The sequence below is a fragment of the Paenisporosarcina sp. FSL H8-0542 genome (genome assembly GCF_038632915.1).
Lineage (GTDB): Bacteria > Bacillota > Bacilli > Bacillales_A > Planococcaceae > Paenisporosarcina.
Map to the genome: position 1 here is coordinate 1,721,901 of NZ_CP152050.1, position 25,979 is coordinate 1,747,879.

Here is a 25,979-nt window from a genome sequence, read left to right on the forward strand (position 1 = left end):
AGGTTTAATAAAAGGTGAGGGTTCAAGTTATGCCAAAAAACGATAATATGCTGGCCATTCTATGGATGCTGAATTCGGGCGTGAAAATAACTGCAAAACAGATATCAGAAAAGTTAGAAATAAATATACGAACAGTTTATCGGTATATTGATGCACTATGTGCCAGTGGAGTGCCTATAATATCCGATACAGGTCATAATGGCGGGTATAGCTTGCTGAATCATTTTATCAGAGCACCTCTGCTATTTGATATTGAAGAAAAAAAGGCACTTCTTCATGCTGCTGTTTTTGCAAAAGAAGCCGGATACCCTTTGAGTGAGGCATTAGGCAATGCGACATCAAAATTGAAAATGTATTCGAATCAGGAGCAGGAAAGTATACTTAGCCGTCATTTAGCTGGATTTGAAGTTATAAACCGCATGGGATACCCTTCTGTTCAGCCGGTATTAGCGGAATTGGAGCAGGCTGTAGCAAACGAATTCTCTGTAGAAATTGATTATCGCACAAGCCATGAAGAACAATCCATGAATAGGGTGATAGACCCCTATGGAATGGTTTACTGGAACAATAAATGGTATACTGTTGCATTTTGCCACCTAAGGAATGAAATGCGCAGCTTTCGGGCAGATCGGATTCTACAAATCAAGCGTACTCAAAAAATATTTAAGCGATCCGAAGCTTTTTCAGCCCGTGAATTTTTTATGCAAAATCTGTTACCTGATTTAGCGGGCAAGGATGGGTTAATTTCTTTAATTATCGGAGGCAGGTCAGAGGCATTGGATGACTTATGCCTGCATTGGTTTTTGGGACATCATCTGAAAGAGCGGACATCAAATCAAGCAATCTTTTTACTTGAGGAAAAATCAATTCATACATATGTCCCTTATTTTCTCCTATCATACGGGAAATCCATTCAAGTAATCGAACCACAGAGTTTGAAAGAAAAACTTGTTGCTGTTGTGTCGGAGTTAATGGAATATTATCAAATAAAATAACTTCACTGACAGCAGATGTCAGTGAAGTTATTTTATTATGATGATAATCATTGATTACTGATGGATGGTTGGTATCACTTGATGAATTGTAAAATAAGGAGAACTTGTAAATGAATAATACGGTATATCTTTATGTGTTTGACACAATGGCAGACTGGGAAATAGGTTACTTAACTGCCGAACTGAACTCGGGAAGATATTATAAGAAAGGGTTGCCCCCATCAAAAATAGTTACCGTGGGAATTGAAAAGACTCCTGTAACTACTATGGGGGGATTGAAAATACTGCCTGACATCAAACTGGATGAGTGCAGCATTGAATGCACAGATACATTGATTTTACCCGGTGGAGATACATGGACAGAAACAATTCACCAACCCATCTTAAAAATCGTTGAGAGGTGTTTAAAGGAAGGTATATTGGTTGTAGCGATTTGTGGTGCTACAATGGGGCTTGCCCAGACAGGATTGCTGAATTCACGTTGGCATACAAGTAATGATCTGGAATACCTTAAAATGATCTGTCACACTTACACGGGCGAAAAGTATTACAAAATGGAGTCTGCTGTAACTGATGGAAAACTGATCACTGCATCCGGAATAGCTCCGTTGGAATTTTCTGTACAAGTCTTGAAAGCTCTGGGTGTGTTTTCTTCAAAAACATTAGATGCCTGGTACAGTCTTAATAAGACTCATGAATCCAAATATTTCTATGAGTTGATGAATTCAATCCAATGAAGGTATAAGCATAAAATTGATATATTATGATCATTTAAAGGAGGAGTAAAAATGACTGAAAGCAAAAAATATATGGCAGTGTCAGGTAAATATACAAAGAATGGAACACCCAACGGCTTTACATCTATTACCCCATTTATAACAGTGAAGAATCCTTCTGAAGCAATAGAGTTCTATAAAATTGTTTTCAATGCAAGGGTTAAGGATATTACTGAATATCCAAATGGAAATGGCAATAAAATAATTGTTCATGCGGAATTAAATTTTGGAAATGGTTTTTTGCAACTGGGAGCAGCGAATCCGGCATATAAATTGGCCTTGCCGCCAGATGAAGACAATGCGTGTTATTCTTTAGGAATTTACGTAATTAATGTTGATCAGGTATTTGAAAACGCGGTAGCAAGAGGAGCAAAAGTAAGGGAACCGGTTGCAAGCTTTGTTTCAGGTGATCGATTCGGAAGTATATTGGATCCTTTTGGAGTAAGATGGTCTATTATGACTAGGATTGAAGATTTGTCAGAAGAAGAAAGTAGTCGGAGAGTTGCTGAATGGGCCAAAAGCTTTAGTGGAGAATAAACATGAGATTAATCGCGTTTCGGATGAGTTGTTTAAGGATGATGGCTTTAAGTGTTTGTACATTTATTCAGAAAGGGAAATAGAACAAAGCAACTATAAAGAAATTTTAGAGTCAGCTAATTGGAGAACAATAAGATTATTGGCAAATGACTTGCTAGTTAACATGGGAGAAGAAAATAAAAAGTTGCAGCAATTTGTCCAGATTAGTGACAATGTTTGGAGTAAACCAGAATAACAATGATTTCCTTATTCAACTAACGGGTGCTTTACTTCAATAAGGGGTAAAGCCTTTTTCTTATTGAACTAACGGGGCAGGTTAGATAAAGAAGGAGGGTGTTTTCTAATTGGTAAATTATGTTATAATTTATTTATAAGGGGGGTTGAGTGATGAGAACTAAGATTTTTGAATGGATTGGTTTCATTATCGTTTGCGTCTCGATATATGCTAATGCAACATTTCGTGCAGATGGTACTAACACGGAGACAGGAATAAACTTAACAGTAATCGGGATGATTATGGGTGCAATTCTTACTTGTACTTTTTTCTATATTAGGAAGTTTGGAAATAAAGGGGTACATACGAAGTCGACAAATTAACCTGCAATTTTATTTAACTAACGAGTCCGCTTTAGTGGAAGATCCCTAAGTTACTTTTACAATTATAGAGTAGGTCATTTTATTAACGGGAGGATCATATGTTCTTGATAAAGTTGGCACTCTTTGTGTTGATAGTGTTTGGTTTAAATGTGGTAGTAAAGCTTCTTTTGAAAAAAGTACTTAAGATTGAAAAAGAAAAAAACTCCTTTTTTTCTTACAACCACATAAACAATCTGCACAGGAAAATTGATTGGGGTATCAGAATTACTTCTATTATCACAATTACAATTACCAATATATTGGTGATAGTTGAAAATTATCCAAATTACCTTTTACTAATACCAATTTTCTGCCTTGGACTAGATTATCCAGTAAGAGCATTTTTTGAGAGGAAATATTCGCAGAACCCCAAACAATATATTCTAACTCTTAGCGAAGGGGTAATAATGTTACTTGCAATAGTAATAGTCATTCAATTTAATTTATTTATTACACAATAAAACTGCTTAGTTGTAGACAGTGTGGTTGCTAAGAAAGTAAGTAAGTCTTATTCAACTAACCGGTGCTTTAGTCAAAGATCTTCGAGTAGCTTAATCACTCTTTTCCTTATTGAACTAACGGGGCAGTTTAGTTGAAGAGCGGTAGTCAGGTACATGAAGAAGGAATTTAAACTGGATGAGTCGAATAATGAATGAGAATTTCATTGATTTTTTCATGTCTTTTAACTTTGAAAGATTACACTAAACAATGAGGAGATTGGTCTTATGCAAGTTGTAACCAAAATGTTTTTAGAACAACTCGACATGCATTGTTATGAGAATGAGTGGTTTGCATCCATGGAACAGGCACTTCATGGAGTCATCGCAGCTGAAGCAGTGTGGACATGTTCGGGAATCAGCAATTCGATTTGGCAGATTGTCAACCACTTGATATTTTGGAATGAAGACGTGATCCATCGAATTAAGGGCACAGAGAATCCGCATAAAGCAGAAAGCAATGATGAAACTTTTGGAAATCCAGGGGATCCAGAAGACGAAATTGGGTGGGCCCAGACAGTTCAGCGCCTTTATGAAGTCATGAATAAATTAAAAACGGTCATTGCTGACCTTGACGATGAAAAGTTAACAGCTCCGTATGCAACTAACAGATACTCTATTGAGCGTTTACTCAGCAATATTATGATGCACGATACGTATCATATTGGCCAAATTGTTCTGTTGCGAAAGTTGCAACCCTCCTGGAGTGGCGGTGATTGGTGAAATGAATAAGCTGTTTCCGTTAATCAGAACTTAAATACTTGTTTCCTTTTTTGGTCTTGGCCGATTTCTTCTTACCTGCACTTTCATTCTGTTCTGGTACAAGGCAGGCCCATATTCCTTTGTTCAATCATCGGGCGCTTTTCTTTAATAAGAAAGCGTAAGAAATGATGATTTATCCGCCGATGGTAACAAACTGACTGATACTTGTGTTTATTCTATAATAAAGTAACATTGTGAACAATTACACTTAAACTAAAGGTGTGCTTTACTTCAATAAGAAGTAAAGCATTTTTTTATATTACAAAGGGACAGGATAATGAATAGGGCATTTTGTTTTATCAATATGCCCTTAGAAATGGGCATACATTAAATGGACGAAAAAATTTCTTAGGTACCTTTTGTGATGCGAACCGGTGATATATCAATAAATAAAGAGGGAGCTTTGATTCTTGAAAAGAAATATTGCCTTAGTAGGTACACTTGGTTGTATGTTATTGGGTGGAATATGGATTCATCATCAGCATCAAGAAATTGTAGTTGCTTCAACTGTAAAATCTGAGAAAGAACAATCGGATGAGGTTCTGATCCAGAATACCCGGATGTTATCAAAACAAATAACAACTCAACTAAAGAAGGAACAAATTTTAGATATAGCAGGAATCAGTATAAATCACCAAAGTAAAGACATTGGTGTACGGGTAAATGGTACCCCGCAGTATCTGAATAAAGTGGAAAATGACATTAAGAGGATAGTTGAGATGTTGGCAGAAGAAACAATTTTTAAGGATTATGCAATCGGAGCTTATATTCAAATAACAAATGATAACAAAGCTGAATTAGATCAAATGGGGCAATTGAGTAAATTAATAAATACAATTCAAGAGGACCTAAAAGGTAAAGGCTTCGTAGAAATTGAAAATGTACTTATAGAAAAAAATTATAAGATGTTAATTGTGGTAATAAACACAACCATCCAAAAAAACGATTCAGCAAGCATCGATCGTGGAAAGGAAATTGAAAAAGAAGTTAAGGGCGCGTTAAAGGAAGTTAAATCCTCTTTAATAACTGAGACTGTAACAGTACAGGTTATAGTCAATAACTTTAGTCGCAAAAAAATAAATTAAATTCAAGATAAAAGTTCATAACGTTAAATTAGTCTTCTTCAACTAACGGGGGCTTTAGTTAAAGAAGGATTATTATAAATAATACAGCATATAAATATTGTGGCATCAAATGTCAATACTAAATCAAGTGGAAATGGAGGGAATTTAATATGACACACCCAGCATTAAAAATGTACAACTACCACGTATGGGCAAATGGAGTTATAATTGATCGTTTAAAAGAACTTCCAAAGGAAATTTATCATAAGGAAATTCAGAGTGGTTTTTCTTCGGTATCAAAGGTGTTGTCTCACATTTATCTCACAGATTATGCATGGTTTGACATTATCTCAGGTAAAAGTATGAATGATGCAATGGCGTTCACGAATCAATTAAGAGAACAGGTGGAAACGAAAAGTATTGAGGAAATGAAAAAAATATTTCTAGACTTAGCTGAACGAAACAAAGCACTTCTGAACAGTCAAGAAGATATTGAAAAGTTGATTGTGGTGGATAATCCATATGCTGGGTTGCTTGAAACTTCTATTTCTGAATCGGTACTACACGTTGTCACTCACGGATCATATCACCGTGGCAATATAGCTACTATGTTGCGGCAAATGGGGCACACCTCCGTTATGCAAGATTTCGGACTTTACCTATATTCAAAATAGATGAGAGTAACTCAAGCACCATCCACTTTAAATGGAACAGTTCCTCAACTAAAGGGTGCTTTACTTCAATAAGGAGTGAAGCATTTTTCTTATTGAACTAACGGGGCAGGTTAGTTGAAGAGGAAGGAGTTCTTTTATTTCATCGATCTTAGTCATATAATTAAGGAATATTTAAAGAAAGGAGTAGAAAAATGGAAAATAATTCTTTGCACATCAGAAATTACAATCGTCATAAAGAACATAATAAACGTGTAGCTGAATTTCATAAAAACCACGCTTCTCAAATAGCCAATGGAGAAAACGGAAATAGTTGGTTAGCTAAACTAGAAAGATATGTTTATAACAAAGGAATGACTCTTTTTAAGATAGTAAAAAAACATTTAATCAACTGTTCCTTTTAGGTACAGTTCTTTTTTTTGAAATTGATGATTATTTTGTTACACAGTTTAGGTCAACTCTACAATAAGTCTTCTTCAACTAACGGATGCTTTAGTTGAAACTCAAAGAGCTGTTTTATCGGTTCTTTTTCTTATTAAACTAACGGGGCAGGTTAATGGAATGGGAGGAGTTGTATGTTCTGGGTAAAATTCGGTTTAATTGCGATAATTGTTTTTGTCCTTATTTCAATAGTTAAGCTTCTTCTGAGGAAGCTACTCAAAATTGAGAAAGTAAAAAAAGAGCTATTTTCCTATAATCATATAAACGATTTACATCGAAAAATTGAAAAAGGTTTGAGAATTTTTTCTGCGATTGCTCTAATACTTCTATCTTGTGTGCTGTTGTATTATTTTGAAGATTTAATTTACCTGGTTTTAATTGCAGTAATCGTTTTTATGGTATTGGATTATTTGGTAAGAGCATTTTTCGAGTGGAAATATACACAATATCCGAAACAATCTATTTTAACTTTAACTGAAATGTTTTTAATTTTAATAGCAATAATAATCGTTATTGAATTTAAATTACTTGGTTCTTATTAAGCTAACGAGGTGCTTTAGCTGAAGATTATTTAAGCTTCTTAGACAGCTCTTTTTCCCTATTCAACTAACGGGGCAGAATACTTGAATAAGAAAAATGAAAAATATTGTTAAAATGAAAGTTCAAACCAATAGGGGGGTAATTATGATTGATGATAAAAAAATGAACCAATTTACATTAGTTGATGTTATTGAAAGGAAAATACATTTCACAAATACAAATACTATATTCGATAAAACAGAGTTTAAAGATATTAATGAAGGTGAATTGCTGGCTTATTATGAAATGTTGGCGGATGTTAAAGAAATGAAGGAAAATGAATTTGTAAGTAAGTACCTAAATATAATAAATAAACTTACGGTACAGTTTGAAAACGAAGAACTTACGGATAGAAGAGAGATAGAAAAAATGTCTGGATATAATAATGCCATTGTCTCTATCTTAAAGTGTATAAACCCGATTTATGAGTATGATTTAGAAGATTAGTCCATCAAAATTTAATTTGTCTTATTGAACTAACGGGTGCTTTAGTTGAATAACCAGCTGACTCATTTTCAGAATAGGGGGTTTAATGTTTGACTAGTAAATCACGCAAAATCTTAGGTGTTATATTAATTGTTTTGGCATTGATTCCGATTAGTAATGCGGTTAAATATTTCACATCTCCTCCCATATTAGTCGGTTATTCTGAAAATAAAGATTGGAAGGTTGAATATGTTTCAACAGGACATTATTGGGAGGCTCAGTTGTTCCCCTTGAAACAGGGTTTAGGACAACCTGAAAATTTAGTTTTTATCGAAGGCAATCAAAGGAATGAATATCCAGGTAAAGGTTCGAAAAATGAAGAACCCAACGATGCAAGATTATATTACTACTGCAATACATTAGGAAGCAGTCCGAAAGATAATGTATCTTATAAATTTGAATTCATCTCGAACAATGGACAGAAACAAATGATAAATTTAAAAAGACAAAAAGAAGAATTTTCAATTTGGAAAATATTTTAGCCTTTAATAGAGGGCATACTGAATCGATATGGTGTTCCTTCTTCAACTAACGGAGCAGGTTAGTTGAAGAAGTAAGATAAAAATTACATCAAAATTCAAGTGAGCATAAGATTCGAATAATTTTCTTTTAGAAATGTGCTTGAGAGTAAATATTGTAAAGGTAAAATGCACATAAATTCCTATCTTAAGGATTATGTGCATTGTGAATATTTGATATTTATGAATTAGTTTTTTTTGCCTCATAATAACCTAATTTATGGAAAGTGTAAAGTTGATTAATATGCTCCTTAGGATATGCTTCTAATAATTCAAGAATTTCTTTTGCAAATTCTAATGAAGCTGTTCCATTTGCGGTCACAATTTTTCCGTCAGAAACTGCTTGCTCTAGTACATAATTCATTTCATTTCTGTAGTGATCTTTTGCATAAGTTTTCAAATCATTAAGATCATTGCTTGTATGCTTTATTTCATTTAACCATCCATTGGCTCCCATAAAAACTGTTGCATCACATATTGCCCCTACTGGAATATCCATAGTAAGTGCCTTTTCCATTATTGGAATGACGTTATTGTTTAGTGGCTTACGCCAAGAATTTCCCCCAATTAATATTAAACCATAAAAGATTTCAGGTATACTTTTTAAGGTGTAATCTGGAAGAACATTTAATCCGCCGATTGACTTTATAACACCCTCACTTACACTAACTATCTTAGTGATGTACTTATCTGTATTATTTAAAAAAGCTGCTACATAAGACATTTCCCAATCAGCGAATTCCTCTAACACTACAATTAAAATCTCTTTTTTCTCAGTTTGGTTCATTCTTAATCCCTCCTAGTTAAATTATAAAAATTCTATTAATTTGATACTGTCTTCAGTATATATTGTAATAGTGACAAATGATGACACAATTAGCAAATGAGTGAAAATTTTGAGTAAGGCAATTAGATTAAATGAATTAAGGTTGTATATTAATCGAGTCAACAAGTTTAAGGTAGATGATTTAGCAAAAGAATTTAATGTTTCAAGAAGAACGATTCTTAGGGATTTAGAAGAACTAAGTATTTTAGGGGTTCCACTAATTTCAGAGGTAGGAGCTAATGGAGGATATCAAGTTTTGGAAGAAAAAAATCTACTTGCTGTCTCTTTTACAAATGAAACAATAAAAACAACATCAGAATTATTAAATATAAAAAATTATCAATTTAGTTCAGTAAGTATTAACCCAACTACATCGAATCCAATTATTGAGATAAGAATTGAAGGAACAAAAGAGTACTTTAATGCAGTGAAGAATGAAATCAGAATACTTGTAGCTGATGCAGTTTCTTCAAAAACAAATATAAATTTTGATGTTAAAGTAAATAGAAGAAGTGAAAATGAAATAAGAGATGAAAAATGGCATCCGATTTTCACGAGCGTAAGGGAAGAAAAACCGCTAAAAATTTTGAGGAATATAAAGGATTTGCCTATTCCTTCCACCCAGAACCTTTACAGATTATCATCAAAACAGATTTGGAAAAATCTAAGTGGTGGTGGGATTCCGATGAAAAAGTAAAAGAAATAGAAAAATATGTACAAGAGATAATTAAACTTAAAAGTGAAGAATTTTTAATCGAAGAAATACCTCATGAAATCATAATAAGAGGTAAAGAGAATAAGAAATTGAATTAAAAAGAACACTTTTGATTTGTTGAGTTAAAAGCGTTTTTCTTATTCAACTAACGGGGCAGGTTTGTTGAAGAAGGATTATCCTCCAAGATTATCGAATAAAAGGAAATCCCGGGTTGTGGAGGAGGAATAGCTTATGAAAAAAAACAGTATTATTTTCTTTGAAAGAAATTTTCCAAGTGCAAACATGATCCTTATTAAAGATCAACTGCCCATCCTTATTGATACCGGTTTTGGGAGTGAAGCGAAAGAGACAGAGCAATTAATTAAAGAAGCAGGCGTTTCACCAGAAGAATTACATCTTATTGTGAATACGCACTATCACAGTGATCATGTAGGAGGCAATTTTCATCTTCAAAAAAATTATGGTGTTTCGATTGCTACGCATAAATGGGAAGCCGATTTAATTAATTTTCGTGACCCTGAAGCCTGTAGTGCAGAATGGTTAGATCAGCCTGTAGAACCTTATCGAGTCGATACAAAGCTCTCAGATAACGATGAGATTAATACAGGAAGTAGAACCTTGAAAGTCTTGCACACACCAGGTCATACGTTAGGGCATATTTCTTTATATGAACCTGAAGAAGAGATATTAATTTGCGGGGATCTCTTTCACAAAAATGATATTGGATGGTTAAATATCTTTCGAGAGGGTGTCACATCTATCCAACGATCTATAGAAAGTTTGGATCGGTTGTCCATGCTCCGGATTCAAAAGGCATATTCAGGACATGGACCTCAAATGGAGAATCCTCTGGATGCCATTGATGCTGCAAGAGAAAGGCTTGAAAAGTGGCTCAAGATGCCAGAAAAAATTTCATGGCATGCCTGCAAGAGAATTTTTTCATTCACGTTAATCATTAAAAACGGATTGGCAAAAGAAGAAATCGATAACTACCTGCTAACATGTGGTTGGTTCCAAGATTTTGCACGCCACTCTTTCCAACTTCAGCCAGAAGAATTTATTCAAATCCTACTCGATGAAATGATTCGCTCGGGAGCAGCAAACTGGCACAATAATCATTTAATAGCCGCCACCCCATACCAAGCACCACAAAAAAATTGGCTGAATAAGAACATAAAGCCGAAAGATTGGTAACCTTAGGGATTAGGGTCTTAACTGCAAGATAGAACGTGCAAAGCACCTAAGGCTGATGCTACAACCAGAGTGGAATTAATCTCCCATGTCAGAAACTGAAGGGCTCTTTGGCACCATAGTTCATCGACCATCCTCACACATCCGCCTCGGCCTGTATCCATTTTCATCCTCTGTGGTGCAGTGCTGAATTTGTGTTGCATGGATGGCTAACGGAACAGGATAGTTTAACAAGTAAATGCTAAAATGTAACTGAATTACTGTGGAAAATCCTAATCAAAAACAGCTATATGAATTCACGGGGATAAAAAAGCACTAACAATCAGTAGTGAAAAAAGGGAGAAGAAGGTTGAAATATTTTAATTATAAAAACTCTGTTTCTGCTTTAATAAAGGAAGAGAGCGAGAAAATCGAAAATGTTGACATAGAAAATGTTGCATTTTTCAAAATGATGATTGAACGATATGAAATGGCGTTGAGAATTACCAGACATTCCGTAAGAAGAAAGAAAATTATTACACAAATTAATATGTTAAAAAATATGAATACGTTTTGGGCGAACGTCGTTACCGATAGTTCTAAAATTAGGGAAATATACATTGATGAAAATATAACTGAACGGGAGTTTGTTGAAATAATTTCTGAATTATACAAACAAGAATTTTTTATCTATGCGATTATTCCCGAATGGGAGGAGGAGTTACTTAATATTCTCTCCAACCAGTTCGTTTTAGTTAAAAACATTATATTACCTAACGTATTTCCAAAAAGCACAGGTTATGTTGGTTTCGTTAAAGACAGCCAAAAACAATTCGTTTATGAATTTTATTTAAGGTCTATGAGTATGGCTATAGTTTTTTCAGATGAAGATGTTTCTAAGCACTTGGATAATACAAGTAACGAAAATATTGATATTCATAATATTTTCGAATCAAATGAAATCTCTCATATAACAATAGGCTCTGATGGTGGATGGTTAAATATAACTGAATACTAAACAAACGTGGGTTAATAAAGTTCTGGCAGTTCCGGAAAATCTGCAATCATCTATATTTGATGGCGAAGCTGATTCAATTGAAGAGGCTAAAGCTAAGAGTTACATGGAAAAAGCAGTTTTCTTCAAAGGTGAAGAAAACTGCTTTTTTATATTAAACTTATCAGGAATTATGGGATTTTTAATAATTCCTTCTGTTTAATTCGGGATATCGGGGGAAGAAGGTTATATTAGATATCCAATTTTATAGTTTTCGCTTTTTCAACGTGTTCACCCACGCCATCAAGAACATCACTTGTTAGAATTTCAATTGACTTAATATCATTTGTGTTTTCCAAAATAAACCCCATATTGCCTTTCTTAACATCATTTCTTTGTATTTCACCAGTCAATTCTTCGAGAAAAATGTCTTCTTCCCATGTTTTCAGCTCACCTTTATTCGTCTTAACAAAAGCAACTGGTGTGAATTTTATGTCCTTATCAGATGTATTTTTTACTTCAATTCCTACTTTAATAAAATCAAACTCTTCTTCATGAGTATAGGAATGGAAAAAGTCAATCATGCTGTAATCCGGAACGAAATGTAGCAGCTTAGCATCTTTTAAAACCATTTCAACCCCACCTATATTAACTGTCTTATTTAAGAGTTTATATGATTTTAATGTGAGTTCGCCTTTGGCATCGGTAACGGTTTCTCCAACTGTCATAAGATTAATGTCATCCGTTATTTGAGGATTCGGGACATATACATCTTCTTGTATATTAAGTTTTTTTTCCGTTTGGTCGATAGTTTTGACCTGATTCTCAGTAGCTTTGTCCTCGGTGGTATATACTGATGAACAGCCTGAAAGAACTAATAATAGAATCAAGAAAAACAAGTATCTCTTCATAGGAATCCCCCTAGCATAATAAAACACCCGTCGCATTTAGCAACGGGCTATTTTATTGTATCTGTTATTTTTTATTTTTTGTTTTATCTAAAAGATCAAAGATAATTTTGGCATTGTCTGTATTATCAATTTGTCCTGCCAATCGTTCTTTGTAAGGTCCGTAGGCAAATACTGGCACGTCTTCACCAGTGTGACCACCAGTTGTCCAGCCTGTATGAGAACGCTCATCAAAGATTTTTTCGATTGCATTATCGATATCAGTGACTTTTTTAGTCGTTGCAGCATCTTTAACAGATTGGATTTCTTGTGCTGTTAATGCTAATAGATTTTGATCTATATACGTTTTTAATGTCTTTTCAACATCTTCACCTTTAGCAATTTCAGCTGCCATAAAGTCTGGTGTGCGCTTAGCTGCTTTAATAGGCTGAGCAAACCAGTTATAAATTCCATCAGAACCAATAGAGTATCCGCCAGTTGAATGGTCAGCTGTAATAACAACTAATGTATGTTTGTCCTTTTTAGCAAAATCAATAGCGGCCTTCGCAGCTTTTTCAAAGTCTGCCATTTCACTCATTGCTCCAACTATATCATTATCATGACCGGCCCAGTCTACCTGGCTTCCTTCAACCATTAAGAAGAAACCATCTTTATCCTTGCTTAAACGTTGAATAGCTGATGTCGTCATATCTTGAAGAGAGGGAACTTCTTCTGTACGATCAATCATTTTAGGGAGACCGCCAGATGCAAACAATCCAAGAACCTGTCCTTTTTTATCTTTTGAAAGTTCCTCTTTGTTTGTTACATAACTATATCCGGATTTTTTGAATTCTTCTGTAAGATTGCGGTCAGGACGAACAAAATTTGAAGAACCGCCACCAAGGAGAACGTCAATTTTATGTTTGCCATTTATTAATTCATCGTAATAGTCATCAGCAATTGCATTCATATTTTTACGGTTTTCATCGTGTGCACCAAATGATGCTGGTGTTGCATGGGTTATTTCAGAAGTAGCGACAAGGCCAGTTGCTTTTCCATTTTCTTTGGCAGCCTCTAAAACGGTTTTCACTTCTGATTTATCGTTATCGACCCCAATTGCTGCATTATATGTTTTTACGCCAGCAGACATAGCTGTCGCAGCGGAAGCCGAATCAGTTATGTTTTGTGTTGGATCTTCCGGATAAGTCATCTGTTGTCCTATGAGATATTTATCAAATACTGTTCTTTCTACAACAGTTGTTGAAGGATCATCATTAAAATAACGATAACCTGAAGTATAGGTTGACCCCATCCCATCCCCGATTAAGAAAATAACGTTTTTTATTTCCTTGTTTTCATTGCTTCTCTCTTTTTCTTCAGCTTGTACGTTGATACTGGTAATTGATGCAGCCAAACCACCTAATGCAAGAGTTGATACAACACAGATTGGAAGTAGCTTTTTCGTTATTTTAGTTTTAACCATCTGATTAACCTCCACCATTCAATTTAATATGATAACAAGTTTTACTATAAAGGTAGATTGTTAATATCCTATTAAACCAAAGTAAAAGTAAGTTAAGATGATGTAAATCTACAATATTCATTGAGTAACATTTGAAAAATAGGAGGGCTAACGATGCCCCAGGTGTCATAGTACTTGGAATGGTCATTATTTTACTGGATGTCTTATGGGAGCGTTGATCCAAGAAGGGATTAGCGTTTTTTTATTAAAATTTTTTCTAAAGAGGCAGGTTAGTTTAAGAAAGAACTTTTTTGTACTTTGTTTCTTGATTACTCATTATTGAAAGTTGACATAAAACAAAAGTAAGAATAAACTGAATTTAACGTAAAAAAATTATTTTTACGTGGAGGTAATAACATGAACATAAATAAAGCAAAGAAAATGCTTGTTACAGAAACGGAACAATTGATGATGATTCGAAATCCGTTCAAATTAGAAATTTTGCAGCATTTGTCTCACCCTCATTCTGCCAGCGAAGTGGCAAAGTTTATGAACCAAAGCCCTCAAAGGATGAATTATCATTTCAAGAAGCTCGAAAATGCAGGATTAATATGGAAAGTGGGAACACGCAACATACGGAACTTGGTTGAGGTACTTTATGAATCAGTAGCCGAGCAATACGTTGTCACGGAAAAAACAGATATTCAAACGGACTTTATCCAGCAATTAAGAGATCAGGGTCCATTGATGCATTTGTATGATTTGTCTGAGCAAATCAAAAAGGATACCGTCGAATTACTAAACATTGTAGATGATGCAGTTCATGTCCCAAGTGCCGCGTTGGATTTTCAAGTTCAATTTGTGAATGAAGATGAGCGCAAAGAGTTTTTGAACAAGTATATCGAGTTGGTTCATGAACTGGTTTCAAAATATCCGGCAGAAAAATCAACAGAAAACATTCATTTTAAAGCGCTAATCGCTGTATATCCAAAGATAAATAAAGGAGGAAAGCTTAAATGAGTAAGGTTATATATGAAAATGAAAAAGTGGTGTACATTCCTTCGGAAAAAACTGTTCAAGAACAGACACAAATTCATACGGTAGGTACAGAGAGTCGCAAAGTCGAGATTCGGCAGGTTTCTTCCGGGTTTGGCGAAAGAAATTCTATAAAAATTCAAATGGCAGCATAAGGAGGTCAAACAAATGAGCAATGTTCCATTTGTGGTTGAAAAAAGTAACAGTGATGAAAGGTCTTACGATATTTATTCTAGATTGTTAAAGGATCGTATCATTCTAATCAGTGGTGAAATTGATGATTTGCTGGCAAGTAAAGTAATTGCACAGCTTCTATTCTTAAGTGGAGACAATCCTAATGAAGATATTCAACTATATATCAATTCACCTGGAGGATCTGTTACCGCAGGTTTTGCCATTTATGACACGATGCAGCATATTAAACCGGATGTCAGTACAACTTGCGTAGGAATGGCTGCATCCATGGGTGCATTTTTGCTTATCGGAGGGGAGTTGGGCAAAAGGTATGCCATGCCCAATAGCGAAGTTATGCTTCACCAACCATTAGGGGGAGTTAGGGGGCAAGCTGCGGTTATGGATATCCATGCAAGGCACATTCTTGAAACGAGGAATCGTATGAACCGCATTATGTCTGAGCGTTCTAAAGTATCAATCGAAAAAATGAATGAACTGACAGATCGCGATCGCTTTTTCTTTGCCGAGGAAGCAAAAGAATTGGGATTGATTGATATCATCTTAAGTAAATAATAATTTTCAATAGAGTTTCCTACTTCTGGAAAATGAAGTTAACAGACTTTGAGAACTGGCGCTACCGTCTTATAATTCAAGAGGTGCCTGTTCAAGAAACAGTCATAATATTTATAAATGATTAAACTTTCCTGTTTATTGTTCCTCTAAAAAACCGTTGGCGCGAACACGCCAACGGTTTTTTAGCTTTCCTTATTAATCGGGATTATTGAGAAGTACCTGCATTAACTAGAAAATAATGGCAATTCTGGTGCAGTAACAAGATCAGAATTAATCTCCCATAAGTGCTACCCATATTGGGTGCGACAGACTGTGATGCACCGTGGTCGTTGGTGTCAGACTCACGGGAGGGCTTTACCGCACCATAGTTCAGCGACCTTCATCTCCTAGCCGTAGTAATTTATACGGCTGGTTATTGCGATGCATGGATGGCAAACGGGGGAGGTTAGTTGTGAAATTTTGTTCTTTAAATTGGAACTTATTTGAATATTAACCGTATGAAGTAAAGGATAGCTATCACCGATAGCCGAATTTTAGGAAAACCACTACGATGATTGTGGTGTTTCATACAGAAAGGCAATGAAATTTGAGCTGATTTTTACTGAAGTTTTTTGGAAAAGCGTAAAACGGGGAGGGAAATGTATCTTTGAACAACAGTTTTATCATAAAGTAGCGAAATCATCTGCGAAATTTTTAATATTTACAATCATCATTATTCTTTTTTTTACGGGAATCACATTTACGTTTGTGATTCCTGGATTGAAGGGATTTAGTTTGTATTTTATGATTGTTTCTTTATTGATATATTTTGTGGTTGCGAACATATTTGTAGGGCTATCTAAAGAAAGAATATGGTTTGTCTTTATTGGCAGCTTGATTTTAAGTAGCCTTGGGATGGGATGGCGTTTATGGCTTGAATGGGGAGAATATAGTTTAGTTGAACATATGAATCCAGTAGTTTACGTTGGTTACCCAAGTATTATCGCTTTCATCATTACAGCAATTTATAGCTTTAGTAGTTCGTATTTGGAAAGAAAGTTAAATGAAAAAAAGCGATCTGTGTTTTGATAGGTAGTATTCCTGGACGTTTCTGTATTAGGCAGAATGCTCTTTCGCTAACTGGCAGAATTCCGGTGTACACGAATATTGCTAATCATTATGAATGAAGATCGTATGTCTTTATTTAAGTAACGGGTGCTTTACTTTAATAGAACGGTTTAGGAGGAATGATATGAAAAATATTATACAAATTTTGTTGGGAATCACTGTTATTGGTTTGGCTACATACTCACTAATATCTCCTGAATATGACTATATATTACTTCCAATAATGAACTTGGTAATGGCTTTACTACTTGCAGTGATAGGTTTATCTGTAATGAAAGATAATCATAAAAATGTAGGTATTTTATTGTTGATTACGTCTGGACTTTTATTTGTTGTTGCAAGTGCTAAACTTATTTTAGAATAACGGAGCCATAGTCAAGTAGAGCAACGTCATTTGAGACGTTGCTTTTTTTATATTTAAAAAGTAATTCCGATAAAACTTCTTCAGCAGCCTTCGAGTTAGTAGAAAACATAAACTCAAAGATCGCTTTCTCGATAGCAAAAGTTCGATTTACCTTTACCTCCCGGTTAAATAATTGGGTATTTGCTCCTTTTTTATTTGAAAAATAATCCAATTTTTCTGTCTCCAATGATTTTTTCTAAGTACGTAATATGTAATTTGATTCAATTATTTCATAAATCTTTTAATTCAAACCCAACTTGTGTTAACCTATTAATTGATTAGGTTAACACAAGTGTTTTTTAGGTTAATCTTTAAGATAATAGGAAAATGAGGGAATTACATTGCAACATTTTTGGGTGGTAGGTACTGATACAGATGTTGGAAAAACGTTTATCACAACAGTATTCATGCGTCATCTCCAAATGCAGGGACATAGAGTAATACCTTACAAACCTGTACAAACGGGTGAAGTCATGGATAAAGGTCGCTATTATTATCAGGACACAACCAGTTATTTAGAATATAGCTTACATCCCTTAGCTCAAGAGGCACTGAATACATACTCTTTTTCGACACCTGCATCACCGCATTTTTCAGCGGAACTTGAAGGGGAAACTATAAAAGAAGACAGGCTGCTTAAAGCGATTGAAAAGTTAAAACTAGAATATGACACGGTTATTTGTGAGGGGGCTGGAGGACTATATGTGCCACTTCATTCGGATACTACTTTGACATTGTTAGATGTTATCCAGCAATCAGCACTTCCTGTCATACTCGTAGCAAATACGAAGCTCGGCACAATCAATCACACTTTGTTGTCTGTAAATGCGCTGAAGGCACGTAATATCGAAATACTAGGTATTGTGTTCAACAAATTCGAGCAGAGTGCATTAGAAAAAAATAATATCGACACAATACGTCGATTTACCGCTGTTCCATACGTGGTAATTGAGGCGAATCGTACGATTGAAAGCTTTGATGATGAATCGGTTTTTGAAAGGTTGTTGACCGATGACATATAAAGAACTTCAAGCCCGTGACCTTAAACATATTTGGCATCCTTGCTCACAAATGAAAGACTATGAATCCTTTCCACCGATTGTGATAGACCATGGCAAAGGGGTGTGGTTGTACGACAATCAAGGAAATCGCTATTTAGATGCAGTTTCCTCATGGTGGGTCAATTTATTTGGTCATGCGAATCCGCGTATTAGCAAGGCTTTAGCTGAGCAAGCACAAAAATTGGAGCACGTTATTTTTGCGAACTTTACCCATGAGCCTGCGATACATGTGGCTGAGAAACTCGTTGCACTGACACCAAAAGGTTTGGAAAAAGTGTTTTTTGCCGATAACGGATCCGCCGCCATTGAGGTCGCACTAAAAATGAGCTTTCAGTACCGTGCCCAAACGAATCAGCCGAAGAAAAAACGGTTTTTAGCATTTACAAATGCCTATCATGGCGAAACACTCGGTGCCTTGTCCGTTGGAGGAGTCGGTTTATACAACGAAGTATTTGCTCCTCTGTTATTAAACGTTGTACATACACAGGGACCGGATTGTTTTCGCTGTCCTTTTGGCGAATCACCAACGACCTGTAGCGCTCCTTGTACACAGTATGTAGAAGAACAATTGAAGCAATATGCCGATACGATTTCTGCTGCCATTATTGAACCGTTAATTCAAGCGGCAGCAGGAATGAAAATGTATCCGCCTGTTTTCCTGAAAAAATTAAGGGCATTATGCGATGAATATGATGTGCATCTAATAGCTGATGAGGTGGCGGTCGGCTTTGGCCGTACGGGTACATTCTTTGCATGCGAGCAAGCTGATATTACACCGGATTTTTTATGTTTATCCAAAGGCATTACGGGTGGCTATTTACCGCTTTCCGCTGTATTGACAACGAATGAGATATTTAACGCCTTTTATGACGACTACGGTACGATGAAGGCATTTTTACATTCGCATAGTTATTCAGGTAACCCACTCGCACTACGTGTAGCACAAGAAGTATTGGCCATTTTTGAAGAAGAACAAGTGTTGACAAAGTTAGTAGCCAAACAAGAATTGTTAAAAAAATTAGCAAAAAGAGCATTTGAACATTTACCTTATGTAGGTGAATATCGTCAAACTGGCTTCGTTGGGGCAATTGAATTAGTTGCAAATAAAGAGACGAAGTCGTCATTCCCAAGTGAAGAGCGAATCGGCTATCAAATTTATCAGCGTGCACTAGAGAAAGGGCTCCTGATCCGTCCGCTCGGTAATATTATTTATTTCATGCCACCTTATGTCATTTCAGAAGATGAAATCGAATGGATGATTGGGACAACGAGAGTAGTTATCGAACAATTTTTCAAAGACAGGGGAATATAAATTGAAAAACTCACGAACTTTATCGCTTACCCTTGTTGCGGTTTTTGCTGCAATGACCGCAATTGGCGCTTTTATTAAAATTCCGTTACCCGTTGTGCCCTTTACACTGCAAATTATTGTCGTGTATTTAGCAGGTTCATTATTAGGAAGTAAGCGAGGTCTTCAAAGTCAGTTGGTTTATGTCCTCGTCGGTTTAGCGGGACTTCCTGTCTTTACTCAAGGCGGAGGTATTATGTATGTATTACAACCGACATTTGGTTATTTAATTGGCTTCGTTGTAGGTGCATATGTGATCGGCTTCATCATTGAACGCGTCGAGCAACCTACACGCAAACACTTTATTGTTGCGAATTTGATTGGAACTGCTGTCATTTATGCGATTGGTGTACCTTATCTTTACCTGGCATTAAATCTTTGGCTGGACGTACCAACTAACCTATCACATGTACTGGCAGTAGGGCTGTTAAATACGGTAGGTGTTGACATTGCACTTGCTATTTTTACGAGTTTAATAGCTACTCGTATATATCCATTTTTGAAAACAATACATTCAACGAAAAGAGGCACACAAAATGAACTGGCAAACATTAGCTCAGGAAGTCATTGACGGTAAAGAAATAACAAATGAAGAGGCAATGGAAATTTTAACAACGGACGATGATGAACTACTACCCCTACTGCATGGTGCTTTTACAATCCGTAAGCATTATTACGGGAAAAAAGTGAAATTAAATATGATTATGAATGCGAAAAGTGGCTATTGCCCAGAGGACTGCGGTTATTGTTCACAATCGTCAAAATCAACTGCACCAATCGAAAAATATCCGTTTATATCAAAAGAAGAAATATTGGCAGGTGCTAAGCATGCATTTGAAAATCAAATCGGTACATTTTGTATCGTTGCAAGTGGCCGTGGTCCAACACGTAAAGACGTAAATGTTGTCAGTGAGGCAGTAGAAGAAATTAAAGAGAAATACGGATTGAAAGTATGTGCTTGCTTAGGACTTTTAAGAAAAGAACAAGCCGAGCAGCTGAAAAATGCTGGTGTCGATCGCTATAATCATAACTTAAATACATCTGAACGCCATCACGATTACATCACGACTTCACATACATATGCAGATCGTGTGAATACGGTGGAAATTGTAAAAAAACATGGTATCTCTCCATGTTCAGGAGCAATAGTTGGTATGAAAGAAACGAAGGAAGATGTAGTTGATATTACACGTGCACTTCGCCGCCTGGATGCGGATTCGATACCAGTAAATTTCCTGCATGCGATTGATGGCACAAAACTGGAAGGTACAAACGAACTGAATCCGCGCTATTGCTTGAAGGTACTGGCACTGTTCCGTTTTATGAATCCAACAAAAGAGATTCGTATTTCGGGTGGTCGCGAGGTGAATCTTGGTTCACTTCAACCATTGGGTCTATATGCAGCAAACAGTATTTTCGTTGGCGACTATTTAACGACAGAAGGTCAAGCGGAGAATAAAGACTATTTAATGTTGCAAGATCTAGGCTTCGAAATAGAGCTTGCAGAAAAGCAAGCATCATTATGTGAAGCTTAACTTAATCAGGCAGTGACATATATTACATGTTTCACCAAACAAAAGTAGTGCTCATGGGAAAAATAGGTAAATGTGAGTTAGAAACTACTCTGTTTAGTCTAAGTAACTTTCAAAATTCTTTTTTAAAACTATTTTTTATATAGAAGAAACCATTTTGATTTTTGTCAAAATGGTTTCTTTTAGTTTGATGCTAAAAAAACATTCCAATATTTTGAATTTTTCGGGATGAATATTACATATATTTATGTTAAAATTTTCTAGTTAACGAGACTATATTTCATAGATAGGGAGGGTGATATAGGTTAGGAAGATATTTGAGCTAGTTTCAAATATTTGTGTTATTTGTGGATACATATTAAATACTGAGATTAGAAGTTGAGGGATGCCAATGTGGAACATTTTAAAGACTTGTTTAGTCCTAGAGAAATCAAATAAAAAAAATATTTTTGCTTGTATTTTCGTAGCAGTAGTTATTTTTGGCTTGATGTTATTTGTGAAAACTGAGGATTTAGGAAACAAAGTTAAAGAAATATCTGGTGAATCTCAATCGCTTTCATTAGCGTTGAGTAAATTTCAAAATGTAGACGCAACTGATGACGGAAATGGCAGTGACTTATATAAGAATTTAGCACTTCAACGTCAATATGTAGCTAAGCAAAGCATGTCACTAACAATGGAACGACCAGAATTATTTGTAGATACAGCGATAGACCTTGCAAATTTAAGAGCTAACTCATTTGATATGGAGGGCTTTGATAGTGTTGCGAGTTATCTACCTACAAAAGTAGAAAATCAATTAGATCGAGTGTTTTATCAATCTATTAAGAAAACCGGAATGTCGTTTTCCATAGATTCATTATCTTTCTTTCCATTTCTTGCTTATCTATTTGGTGTACTAGGTTCAGTTTGGTTTATTTTCACGTGTATGTATTCATGTGGAATCATGATTGAGGACTTCCAACATACATCTTTAATTAAGGGGTATCCAATCACGTTTGATAAGTATGTAATAGCTAAATGTATCTCATTAATGCTCATAGTAGGTATATTTCTTCTAGAGTTATTTGTTTGCAGTCTACCGTTAATTTATTTTAAGGGATTTGGTAATCCTTCATTTCCGATTGCTATCTTTGATGGTATTTTTGAAGTTTATCCAATATACCAATATCTAGGTGTATCTATGCTTTATATGATTTTGATTTCCATTTTTACAATACTATTATCAATAATATTAAATGTTTTATTGAAGAATATGTATTTGACGCTTTTTGTGCAATTATTATTGTATATTTTCCCTATATTATTTCCAAACATGATAAACCTTGTACCGTTTAATCCGTTTAATTTTTTGAATTTTCCGGGTATTTTGAATGGGCAATCTCTCGGCCTGGCAAACCCAGTCGTCCTAAATAGCACACATGGTCTTATCTATATCGGGATTAGTATTGCCATAATGGTAGTCGCTGTAAAGTACTTCTTGACTACTGGGAAACTTAAAAACATATAGGGGAGTGAGGAATGTTGGCGTATTTTAAGTTTGAATTTTTCCAATTTATTAGGAATAAGAAAAATATTGCAATTTATGTCATTCTACTTTTTTTCTCATGTTATTATGCACTAATAATTGCTCCAACATATAACCCTATTGAAAAAGTAGATGAAAGTGAAATTGAAGCACGGTATCTAACAAGGGAGGAATTTCTAAATAATGTTGAGTTTAGTGCAGGAACACATTTTTTAACTCTTTTTGCTATAGAAATATACCCAGAATGGAATGAATATGATAAAGGACGATTAGAAGCTATTAAACATCACAATCTGAAAGAGTATGCTGAGGCCACTTCTAAGTGGTATGCGTACGCTGATAATATGATTTTTTACAGGGGAATGGGTGTCCTATTTTATAACCCGGGGTATTACACATTTGGAAATAATTATGCAACGATGGACGGACACTATGCCTATTTACATTCTGCAAGTCGATACGAAGGATATACAGAAGGGAAATCGAGTTTATCTGTAAATGTTTTCGAAGAAAGGACAGCCTTACAAACATTGCAACGTCTGTTACACTCTTACCTTCCGCTAATTCTCATTGTTAGCTGTATATTCTTCACGGTGGATATCGTGTTGAAGGATCGCCGGAATTCAACACTGTTACAAGGCTTACCACTATCAAATTGGAGAAAGTTGCTTGTAAAAGGAGGAGTTGCCTTACTAGGTAGCATCCTATCAATTATTCCACTCTCTGTTGGTTTATTGATAATTGGTGGACCAAATGGATTTGGAGATTTTGATTTACCTGTACCGATATATTCTGCTGATGAAAAATTATTTTCAAATATAATGCTATGGGAATATCTAATACAAAACATGCTCTTTATGGTTTTCTGGTTTTTATTCATCATTTCATTACTACTTCTTGTGAGTGTAATGTTAAAAAATGAGTTTGCAAATTTATTGGTAGGTAGTGTGTTTGTTATTGCTGAATTTATCTATTTTGATAGAGGTAATGGGACAGTTTGGAATGTTCAGTGGACTCCAACGAGCTATGTTCAAGTTGGGCAAATTATCTCGGGGTATCGAAACTATCTTTATAATTCCAAAGCACTCACATTTGAAGGCGGACTCTCCGTATTAGGATTGTGTACGTGTATTTTTCTGTTATCCACTTTCTTGATTAGTAATCAAAGAAAGTTTAAGCTACTTTAGTTTGATAGAGATGGAGTGAAGATATGATTGAATTAAAAAATATTGGTGTTCACTTTTCAAGTAGAGACATTTTAAAAGATGTTTCGGTGATGTTCAATCCGGGAGAAATTATTGGTTTGGTGGCTCCGAATGGGACTGGAAAGTCAACGCTTATGAATGTAATCATGAATTATATCAACCCAAACAGTGGGAAAGTCATTCTAAATCATAAGTTAGAATATACAAATAAAAAGAATGAAGTGAAAATACATCAACTAGTATCCATGATGCCTGATCAAGGTGACTTATATAATCAGATTTCGGGAAAAGAGCATTTAAAAATTTATTCCTCTATGTGGAACAGTAACCCAAAATTGATTGACAGTATAATAAATGAACTAGGAATGGCGTCATATATAGACAAGAAAACAGGAACGTATTCTTTGGGGATGCGCCAAAGACTTTGTTTTGCAATGCAAATTGTATCAGATACCCAAGTCATGTTAATGGACGAAGTGATGAACGGATTGGATCCTACTCATGTCGAACTTATTTCAAAAATACTAGTTAAAAAGAAAATCGAAGGAAAGACGATTATTGTGGCTTCTCATTTATTAGAAAACTTAGAAAAATATGCGAACCGTATTTTCTTTATGAAAAATGGAGAATTGATACTAGTCAATGCCATATCCCCAGGGTTTGAAGAAAGAGAAATCACAACCGTAAGAGTAAAAGAAATGACAGAGATGACAAAAGAAAAGTTTTCAAAAGAGTTTCCAGATACAAACGTACGATCATTGCCAAATGGCGGTACTCTATTAGATGTGCGCGGATATGATTCGGGGAAATTAGGAAATATAGTAGAGTTTCTTAATGAAAATCAATTAACAGAGTTTAGTTTCGGGAAAATAACATTAAATGACTTGTATTCAATGTATTATCAAGAAGGCTGAGGTTATAGTAAAATATCAAAGCCCCGATTATGCTTACGTTCTAAGCTATCGTAATCATACTTTTATTATCTACTATACTCTTGAATTTTTAAGACAAAGATGTATAAGTAAGACGGTTTAATCACTATGTAGGATAGTTAAGATGGGATAAAACTCTTTATCGTGGGAAAGCTAGCCTTGGTGATGAAAATGAAAAATGGATGGATATTAATAATATTTATTGTTTTAGGAGTGTTTTCTTTATCTATACATTCTGAAGAGGCAACACTCTTCAGTGATGCATCTAATAAAGATGAAATACTGGAGAGTTCATATATTTCTTCTGATGTAAAGATGCCTGGAATTAGGGAGAAAGTATCCTTTGAAGGGTATGAAATTGTCGCAAAGTCAACTGAAGAGAATATTTCATTGTATGCAAAAAAAATGGAGGACTTAGAGAGCCAATATCGAGATTTTAAAATCGATTTCAAAGGTGAAACTTACTCCAGACCTTTTTGGATGAACGTTACTAACCCTACGTATGCCCCGGAAATTTTTTACGAAGATATTAACAAAGACCAGAAGAAAGAGCTAATAATAATTTTAACGCTGGGTTATGGTACTGGTGCTTTACTTGAAGAGGTTTATGTTTATAGATATACAAATGGATTGATTGACGTGCTAGTTGATGATCCTATAGCAATAATCAATAAAAACGTAAAAACCAAGTTAACGACTGAAAAAGCAGAAATAAGAATAGGTGACAAAGAATATAAAATTGATTTGGCCCCTTTACAAATAAACCCTACAAACTTATTTGAGGAAATTGCTTTTGGCGGTGTAATAAAATATGAAGTAAAAGACCAACAACTTACCGCTACACTCCCAGCTCAAATTACTGCAGCTGGCTATCTTGGTGAAATAGTTATTGTATATGAATTTCGTGACAAAATGTATCAAGCAAAAACAATTGAATTCCAACCTAGTGAGTTATTGAAAAAACGGGTGGAGTAGTTAAAAGAGCAGCGATTAAAAAATCATTGCTCTTTACTAATTAATTTATTTGTTCAATGAAAGGACCATTATGCATGTTTACTTCGAGTG

At 35.1% G+C, this 25,979-nt stretch carries 32 protein-coding genes and 1 pseudogene; 29 read left to right on the forward strand and 4 right to left on the reverse strand.

Annotation, left to right across the window (positions count from 1 at the left end):
* Positions 1-29 precede the first annotated feature (29 nt).
* The 13 genes from MHH33_RS08990 to MHH33_RS09050 all read left to right on the forward strand — a co-directional run bounded on the left by MHH33_RS08990 (position 30) and on the right by MHH33_RS09050 (position 7,926).
* A complete protein-coding gene (locus MHH33_RS08990) occupies positions 30-995 on the forward strand; it encodes a YafY family protein (protein ID WP_342543631.1) in 966 nt (321 codons plus the stop codon).
* A gap of 110 nt (positions 996-1,105) precedes the next feature.
* The gene (locus tag MHH33_RS08995) at positions 1,106-1,732 is read left to right on the forward strand and encodes a type 1 glutamine amidotransferase family protein (protein WP_342543632.1); all 627 of its coding nucleotides are present in this window, start codon (positions 1,106-1,108) and stop codon (positions 1,730-1,732) included.
* A 51-nt stretch (positions 1,733-1,783) separates the two neighbouring features.
* Positions 1,784-2,308 (forward strand): VOC family protein, encoded by a 525-nt coding sequence (locus MHH33_RS09000; RefSeq protein WP_342543633.1) that lies wholly within the window; start codon positions 1,784-1,786, stop codon positions 2,306-2,308.
* The gene (locus MHH33_RS09005; RefSeq protein ID WP_342543634.1) at positions 2,298-2,543 is read left to right on the forward strand and encodes a hypothetical protein; all 246 of its coding nucleotides are present in this window, start codon (positions 2,298-2,300) and stop codon (positions 2,541-2,543) included. Before MHH33_RS09000 ends, MHH33_RS09005 begins: the two co-directional genes overlap by 11 nt.
* Positions 2,544-2,695: 152 nt before the next feature.
* On the forward strand, positions 2,696-2,905 hold the full coding sequence (locus MHH33_RS09010; protein WP_342543635.1) for a hypothetical protein: 210 nt from the start codon (positions 2,696-2,698) through the stop codon (positions 2,903-2,905).
* Positions 2,906-3,003: 98 nt separating this feature from the next.
* Positions 3,004-3,405 carry a DUF4181 domain-containing protein gene (locus MHH33_RS09015; protein WP_342543636.1) on the forward strand — a complete coding sequence of 134 codons (402 nt, stop codon included), beginning with the start codon at positions 3,004-3,006 and terminating at the stop codon, positions 3,403-3,405.
* A gap of 264 nt (positions 3,406-3,669) precedes the next feature.
* On the forward strand, positions 3,670-4,164 hold the full coding sequence (locus MHH33_RS09020; RefSeq protein ID WP_342543637.1) for a DinB family protein: 495 nt from the start codon (positions 3,670-3,672) through the stop codon (positions 4,162-4,164).
* A gap of 449 nt (positions 4,165-4,613) precedes the next feature.
* Positions 4,614-5,288 (forward strand): hypothetical protein, encoded by a 675-nt coding sequence (locus tag MHH33_RS09025; RefSeq protein WP_342543638.1) that lies wholly within the window; start codon positions 4,614-4,616, stop codon positions 5,286-5,288.
* Positions 5,289-5,437: 149 nt separating this feature from the next.
* Entirely contained in the window at positions 5,438-5,941 is a 504-nt protein-coding gene (locus MHH33_RS09030) for a DinB family protein (protein ID WP_342543639.1), read from the forward strand.
* 191 nt (positions 5,942-6,132) lie between these two features.
* Positions 6,133-6,342 carry a hypothetical protein gene (locus MHH33_RS09035; protein ID WP_016427129.1) on the forward strand — a complete coding sequence of 70 codons (210 nt, stop codon included), beginning with the start codon at positions 6,133-6,135 and terminating at the stop codon, positions 6,340-6,342.
* A 171-nt stretch (positions 6,343-6,513) separates the two neighbouring features.
* On the forward strand, positions 6,514-6,921 hold the full coding sequence (locus MHH33_RS09040; RefSeq protein WP_342543640.1) for a DUF4181 domain-containing protein: 408 nt from the start codon (positions 6,514-6,516) through the stop codon (positions 6,919-6,921).
* A 94-nt stretch (positions 6,922-7,015) separates the two neighbouring features.
* A complete protein-coding gene (locus tag MHH33_RS09045; protein ID WP_342543641.1) occupies positions 7,016-7,405 on the forward strand; it encodes a hypothetical protein in 390 nt (129 codons plus the stop codon).
* A gap of 89 nt (positions 7,406-7,494) precedes the next feature.
* Positions 7,495-7,926, forward strand: coding sequence for a hypothetical protein (locus MHH33_RS09050; protein ID WP_016427132.1), 432 nt, complete (start codon positions 7,495-7,497; stop codon positions 7,924-7,926).
* A gap of 217 nt (positions 7,927-8,143) precedes the next feature.
* On the opposite strand, the gene MHH33_RS09055 is transcribed toward MHH33_RS09050, so the two are convergent.
* A complete protein-coding gene (locus MHH33_RS09055; RefSeq protein WP_342543642.1) occupies positions 8,144-8,749 on the reverse strand; it encodes a DJ-1/PfpI family protein in 606 nt (201 codons plus the stop codon).
* Positions 8,750-8,849: 100 nt separating this feature from the next.
* Between MHH33_RS09055 and MHH33_RS09060 the strand changes: the two genes are divergently transcribed.
* The 3 genes from MHH33_RS09060 (at position 8,850) to MHH33_RS09070 (ending at position 11,691) form a co-directional block, all read left to right on the forward strand.
* A complete protein-coding gene (locus MHH33_RS09060; protein WP_342543643.1) occupies positions 8,850-9,485 on the forward strand; it encodes an HTH domain-containing protein in 636 nt (211 codons plus the stop codon).
* Positions 9,486-9,734: 249 nt separating this feature from the next.
* Positions 9,735-10,697 (forward strand): MBL fold metallo-hydrolase, encoded by a 963-nt coding sequence (locus tag MHH33_RS09065; protein ID WP_342543644.1) that lies wholly within the window; start codon positions 9,735-9,737, stop codon positions 10,695-10,697.
* A gap of 346 nt (positions 10,698-11,043) precedes the next feature.
* Positions 11,044-11,691, forward strand: coding sequence for a hypothetical protein (locus tag MHH33_RS09070; protein WP_342543645.1), 648 nt, complete (start codon positions 11,044-11,046; stop codon positions 11,689-11,691).
* Positions 11,692-11,918: 227 nt separating this feature from the next.
* Here MHH33_RS09070 and MHH33_RS09075 read toward each other — a convergent pair whose 3' ends face one another.
* Positions 11,919-12,614, reverse strand: coding sequence for a lipoprotein (locus MHH33_RS09075; RefSeq protein ID WP_342543646.1), 696 nt, complete (start codon positions 12,612-12,614; stop codon positions 11,919-11,921).
* A 28-nt stretch (positions 12,615-12,642) separates the two neighbouring features.
* Positions 12,643-14,037: an alkaline phosphatase gene (locus MHH33_RS09080; RefSeq protein WP_342543647.1), complete on the reverse strand. Its 1,395-nt coding sequence runs from the start codon at positions 14,035-14,037 to the stop codon at positions 12,643-12,645.
* A gap of 396 nt (positions 14,038-14,433) precedes the next feature.
* Here MHH33_RS09080 and MHH33_RS09085 point away from each other — a divergent pair, with 396 nt between their 5' ends.
* The 5 genes and pseudogenes from MHH33_RS09085 to MHH33_RS09105 all read left to right on the forward strand — a co-directional run bounded on the left by MHH33_RS09085 (position 14,434) and on the right by MHH33_RS09105 (position 17,269).
* Complete coding sequence (locus tag MHH33_RS09085; RefSeq protein ID WP_342543648.1) at positions 14,434-15,036, forward strand: winged helix-turn-helix domain-containing protein; 603 nt, start codon at positions 14,434-14,436, stop codon at positions 15,034-15,036.
* On the forward strand, positions 15,033-15,206 hold the full coding sequence (locus MHH33_RS09090; protein WP_342543649.1) for a hypothetical protein: 174 nt from the start codon (positions 15,033-15,035) through the stop codon (positions 15,204-15,206). The genes MHH33_RS09085 and MHH33_RS09090 overlap by 4 nt, the downstream gene beginning before the upstream one ends.
* A 10-nt stretch (positions 15,207-15,216) precedes the next feature.
* Positions 15,217-15,798: pseudogene (locus MHH33_RS09095) on the forward strand (ATP-dependent Clp protease proteolytic subunit); the annotation flags it as partial.
* A 579-nt stretch (positions 15,799-16,377) separates the two neighbouring features.
* Positions 16,378-16,866 (forward strand): ABC transporter permease, encoded by a 489-nt coding sequence (locus MHH33_RS09100; protein WP_342543650.1) that lies wholly within the window; start codon positions 16,378-16,380, stop codon positions 16,864-16,866.
* 163 nt (positions 16,867-17,029) lie between these two features.
* A complete protein-coding gene (locus tag MHH33_RS09105) occupies positions 17,030-17,269 on the forward strand; it encodes a hypothetical protein (protein WP_342543651.1) in 240 nt (79 codons plus the stop codon).
* Here the strand turns inward: MHH33_RS09105 and MHH33_RS09110 are convergent.
* Complete coding sequence (locus tag MHH33_RS09110; RefSeq protein WP_342543652.1) at positions 17,256-17,480, reverse strand: hypothetical protein; 225 nt, start codon at positions 17,478-17,480, stop codon at positions 17,256-17,258. The genes MHH33_RS09105 and MHH33_RS09110 overlap by 14 nt on opposite strands.
* Positions 17,481-17,649: 169 nt before the next feature.
* Between MHH33_RS09110 and bioD the strand changes: the two genes are divergently transcribed.
* From bioD to MHH33_RS09150, 8 genes are all read left to right on the forward strand, one after another.
* Positions 17,650-18,330 carry a dethiobiotin synthase gene (gene bioD / locus MHH33_RS09115; protein ID WP_016427146.1) on the forward strand — a complete coding sequence of 227 codons (681 nt, stop codon included), beginning with the start codon at positions 17,650-17,652 and terminating at the stop codon, positions 18,328-18,330.
* A complete protein-coding gene (gene bioA, locus MHH33_RS09120) occupies positions 18,320-19,681 on the forward strand; it encodes an adenosylmethionine--8-amino-7-oxononanoate transaminase (protein ID WP_342543653.1) in 1,362 nt (453 codons plus the stop codon). Before bioD ends, bioA begins: the two co-directional genes overlap by 11 nt.
* A gap of 52 nt (positions 19,682-19,733) precedes the next feature.
* Positions 19,734-20,288: a biotin transporter BioY gene (locus tag MHH33_RS09125; RefSeq protein WP_051123212.1), complete on the forward strand. Its 555-nt coding sequence runs from the start codon at positions 19,734-19,736 to the stop codon at positions 20,286-20,288.
* Positions 20,254-21,252, forward strand: a complete 999-nt coding sequence (bioB, locus tag MHH33_RS09130) for a biotin synthase BioB (RefSeq protein ID WP_342543654.1) — start codon at positions 20,254-20,256, stop codon at positions 21,250-21,252. Before MHH33_RS09125 ends, bioB begins: the two co-directional genes overlap by 35 nt.
* A gap of 388 nt (positions 21,253-21,640) precedes the next feature.
* Positions 21,641-22,759, forward strand: coding sequence for an ABC transporter (locus MHH33_RS09135; RefSeq protein WP_342543655.1), 1,119 nt, complete (start codon positions 21,641-21,643; stop codon positions 22,757-22,759).
* Between the two features lie 11 nt (positions 22,760-22,770).
* Entirely contained in the window at positions 22,771-23,964 is a 1,194-nt protein-coding gene (locus MHH33_RS09140) for an ABC transporter permease (protein WP_342543656.1), read from the forward strand.
* Positions 23,965-23,987: 23 nt separating this feature from the next.
* Positions 23,988-24,896 (forward strand): ABC transporter ATP-binding protein, encoded by a 909-nt coding sequence (locus tag MHH33_RS09145; protein WP_342543657.1) that lies wholly within the window; start codon positions 23,988-23,990, stop codon positions 24,894-24,896.
* A gap of 189 nt (positions 24,897-25,085) precedes the next feature.
* Positions 25,086-25,889 carry a hypothetical protein gene (locus MHH33_RS09150; RefSeq protein ID WP_342543658.1) on the forward strand — a complete coding sequence of 268 codons (804 nt, stop codon included), beginning with the start codon at positions 25,086-25,088 and terminating at the stop codon, positions 25,887-25,889.
* Positions 25,890-25,979: the final 90 nt, after the last annotated feature.

Excerpts from the sequence above, each read along its gene's own strand:
- bioA (WP_342543653.1), top strand. The coding sequence starts at position 18,320 with ATGACATATAAAGAACTTCAAGCCCGTGACCTTAAACATATTTGGCAT.
- MHH33_RS09010 (WP_342543635.1), top strand. The coding sequence starts at position 2,696 with ATGAGAACTAAGATTTTTGAATGGATTGGTTTCATTATCGTTTGCGTC.
- MHH33_RS08995 (WP_342543632.1), top strand. The coding sequence starts at position 1,106 with ATGAATAATACGGTATATCTTTATGTGTTTGACACAATGGCAGACTGG.
- MHH33_RS09040 (WP_342543640.1), top strand. The coding sequence starts at position 6,514 with ATGTTCTGGGTAAAATTCGGTTTAATTGCGATAATTGTTTTTGTCCTT.
- MHH33_RS09015 (WP_342543636.1), top strand. The coding sequence starts at position 3,004 with ATGTTCTTGATAAAGTTGGCACTCTTTGTGTTGATAGTGTTTGGTTTA.
- MHH33_RS09080 (WP_342543647.1), bottom strand. The coding sequence starts at position 14,037 with ATGGTTAAAACTAAAATAACGAAAAAGCTACTTCCAATCTGTGTTGTA.
- MHH33_RS09065 (WP_342543644.1), top strand. The coding sequence starts at position 9,735 with ATGAAAAAAAACAGTATTATTTTCTTTGAAAGAAATTTTCCAAGTGCA.
- MHH33_RS09100 (WP_342543650.1), top strand. The coding sequence starts at position 16,378 with ATGAAATTTGAGCTGATTTTTACTGAAGTTTTTTGGAAAAGCGTAAAA.
- MHH33_RS09150 (WP_342543658.1), top strand. The coding sequence starts at position 25,086 with ATGAAAAATGGATGGATATTAATAATATTTATTGTTTTAGGAGTGTTT.
- MHH33_RS09035 (WP_016427129.1), top strand. The coding sequence starts at position 6,133 with ATGGAAAATAATTCTTTGCACATCAGAAATTACAATCGTCATAAAGAA.
- bioB (WP_342543654.1), top strand. The coding sequence starts at position 20,254 with ATGAACTGGCAAACATTAGCTCAGGAAGTCATTGACGGTAAAGAAATA.
- MHH33_RS09140 (WP_342543656.1), top strand. The coding sequence starts at position 22,771 with ATGTTGGCGTATTTTAAGTTTGAATTTTTCCAATTTATTAGGAATAAG.
- MHH33_RS09135 (WP_342543655.1), top strand. The coding sequence starts at position 21,641 with ATGTGGAACATTTTAAAGACTTGTTTAGTCCTAGAGAAATCAAATAAA.
- MHH33_RS09020 (WP_342543637.1), top strand. The coding sequence starts at position 3,670 with ATGCAAGTTGTAACCAAAATGTTTTTAGAACAACTCGACATGCATTGT.
- MHH33_RS09125 (WP_051123212.1), top strand. The coding sequence starts at position 19,734 with ATGACCGCAATTGGCGCTTTTATTAAAATTCCGTTACCCGTTGTGCCC.
- MHH33_RS09090 (WP_342543649.1), top strand. The coding sequence starts at position 15,033 with ATGAGTAAGGTTATATATGAAAATGAAAAAGTGGTGTACATTCCTTCG.
- MHH33_RS09145 (WP_342543657.1), top strand. The coding sequence starts at position 23,988 with ATGATTGAATTAAAAAATATTGGTGTTCACTTTTCAAGTAGAGACATT.
- MHH33_RS09000 (WP_342543633.1), top strand. The coding sequence starts at position 1,784 with ATGACTGAAAGCAAAAAATATATGGCAGTGTCAGGTAAATATACAAAG.
- MHH33_RS09085 (WP_342543648.1), top strand. The coding sequence starts at position 14,434 with ATGAACATAAATAAAGCAAAGAAAATGCTTGTTACAGAAACGGAACAA.
- MHH33_RS09105 (WP_342543651.1), top strand. The coding sequence starts at position 17,030 with ATGAAAAATATTATACAAATTTTGTTGGGAATCACTGTTATTGGTTTG.
- MHH33_RS08990 (WP_342543631.1), top strand. The coding sequence starts at position 30 with ATGCCAAAAAACGATAATATGCTGGCCATTCTATGGATGCTGAATTCG.
- MHH33_RS09075 (WP_342543646.1), bottom strand. The coding sequence starts at position 12,614 with ATGCGACGGGTGTTTTATTATGCTAGGGGGATTCCTATGAAGAGATAC.
- MHH33_RS09045 (WP_342543641.1), top strand. The coding sequence starts at position 7,016 with ATGAAAAATATTGTTAAAATGAAAGTTCAAACCAATAGGGGGGTAATT.
- MHH33_RS09030 (WP_342543639.1), top strand. The coding sequence starts at position 5,438 with ATGACACACCCAGCATTAAAAATGTACAACTACCACGTATGGGCAAAT.
- MHH33_RS09055 (WP_342543642.1), bottom strand. The coding sequence starts at position 8,749 with ATGAACCAAACTGAGAAAAAAGAGATTTTAATTGTAGTGTTAGAGGAA.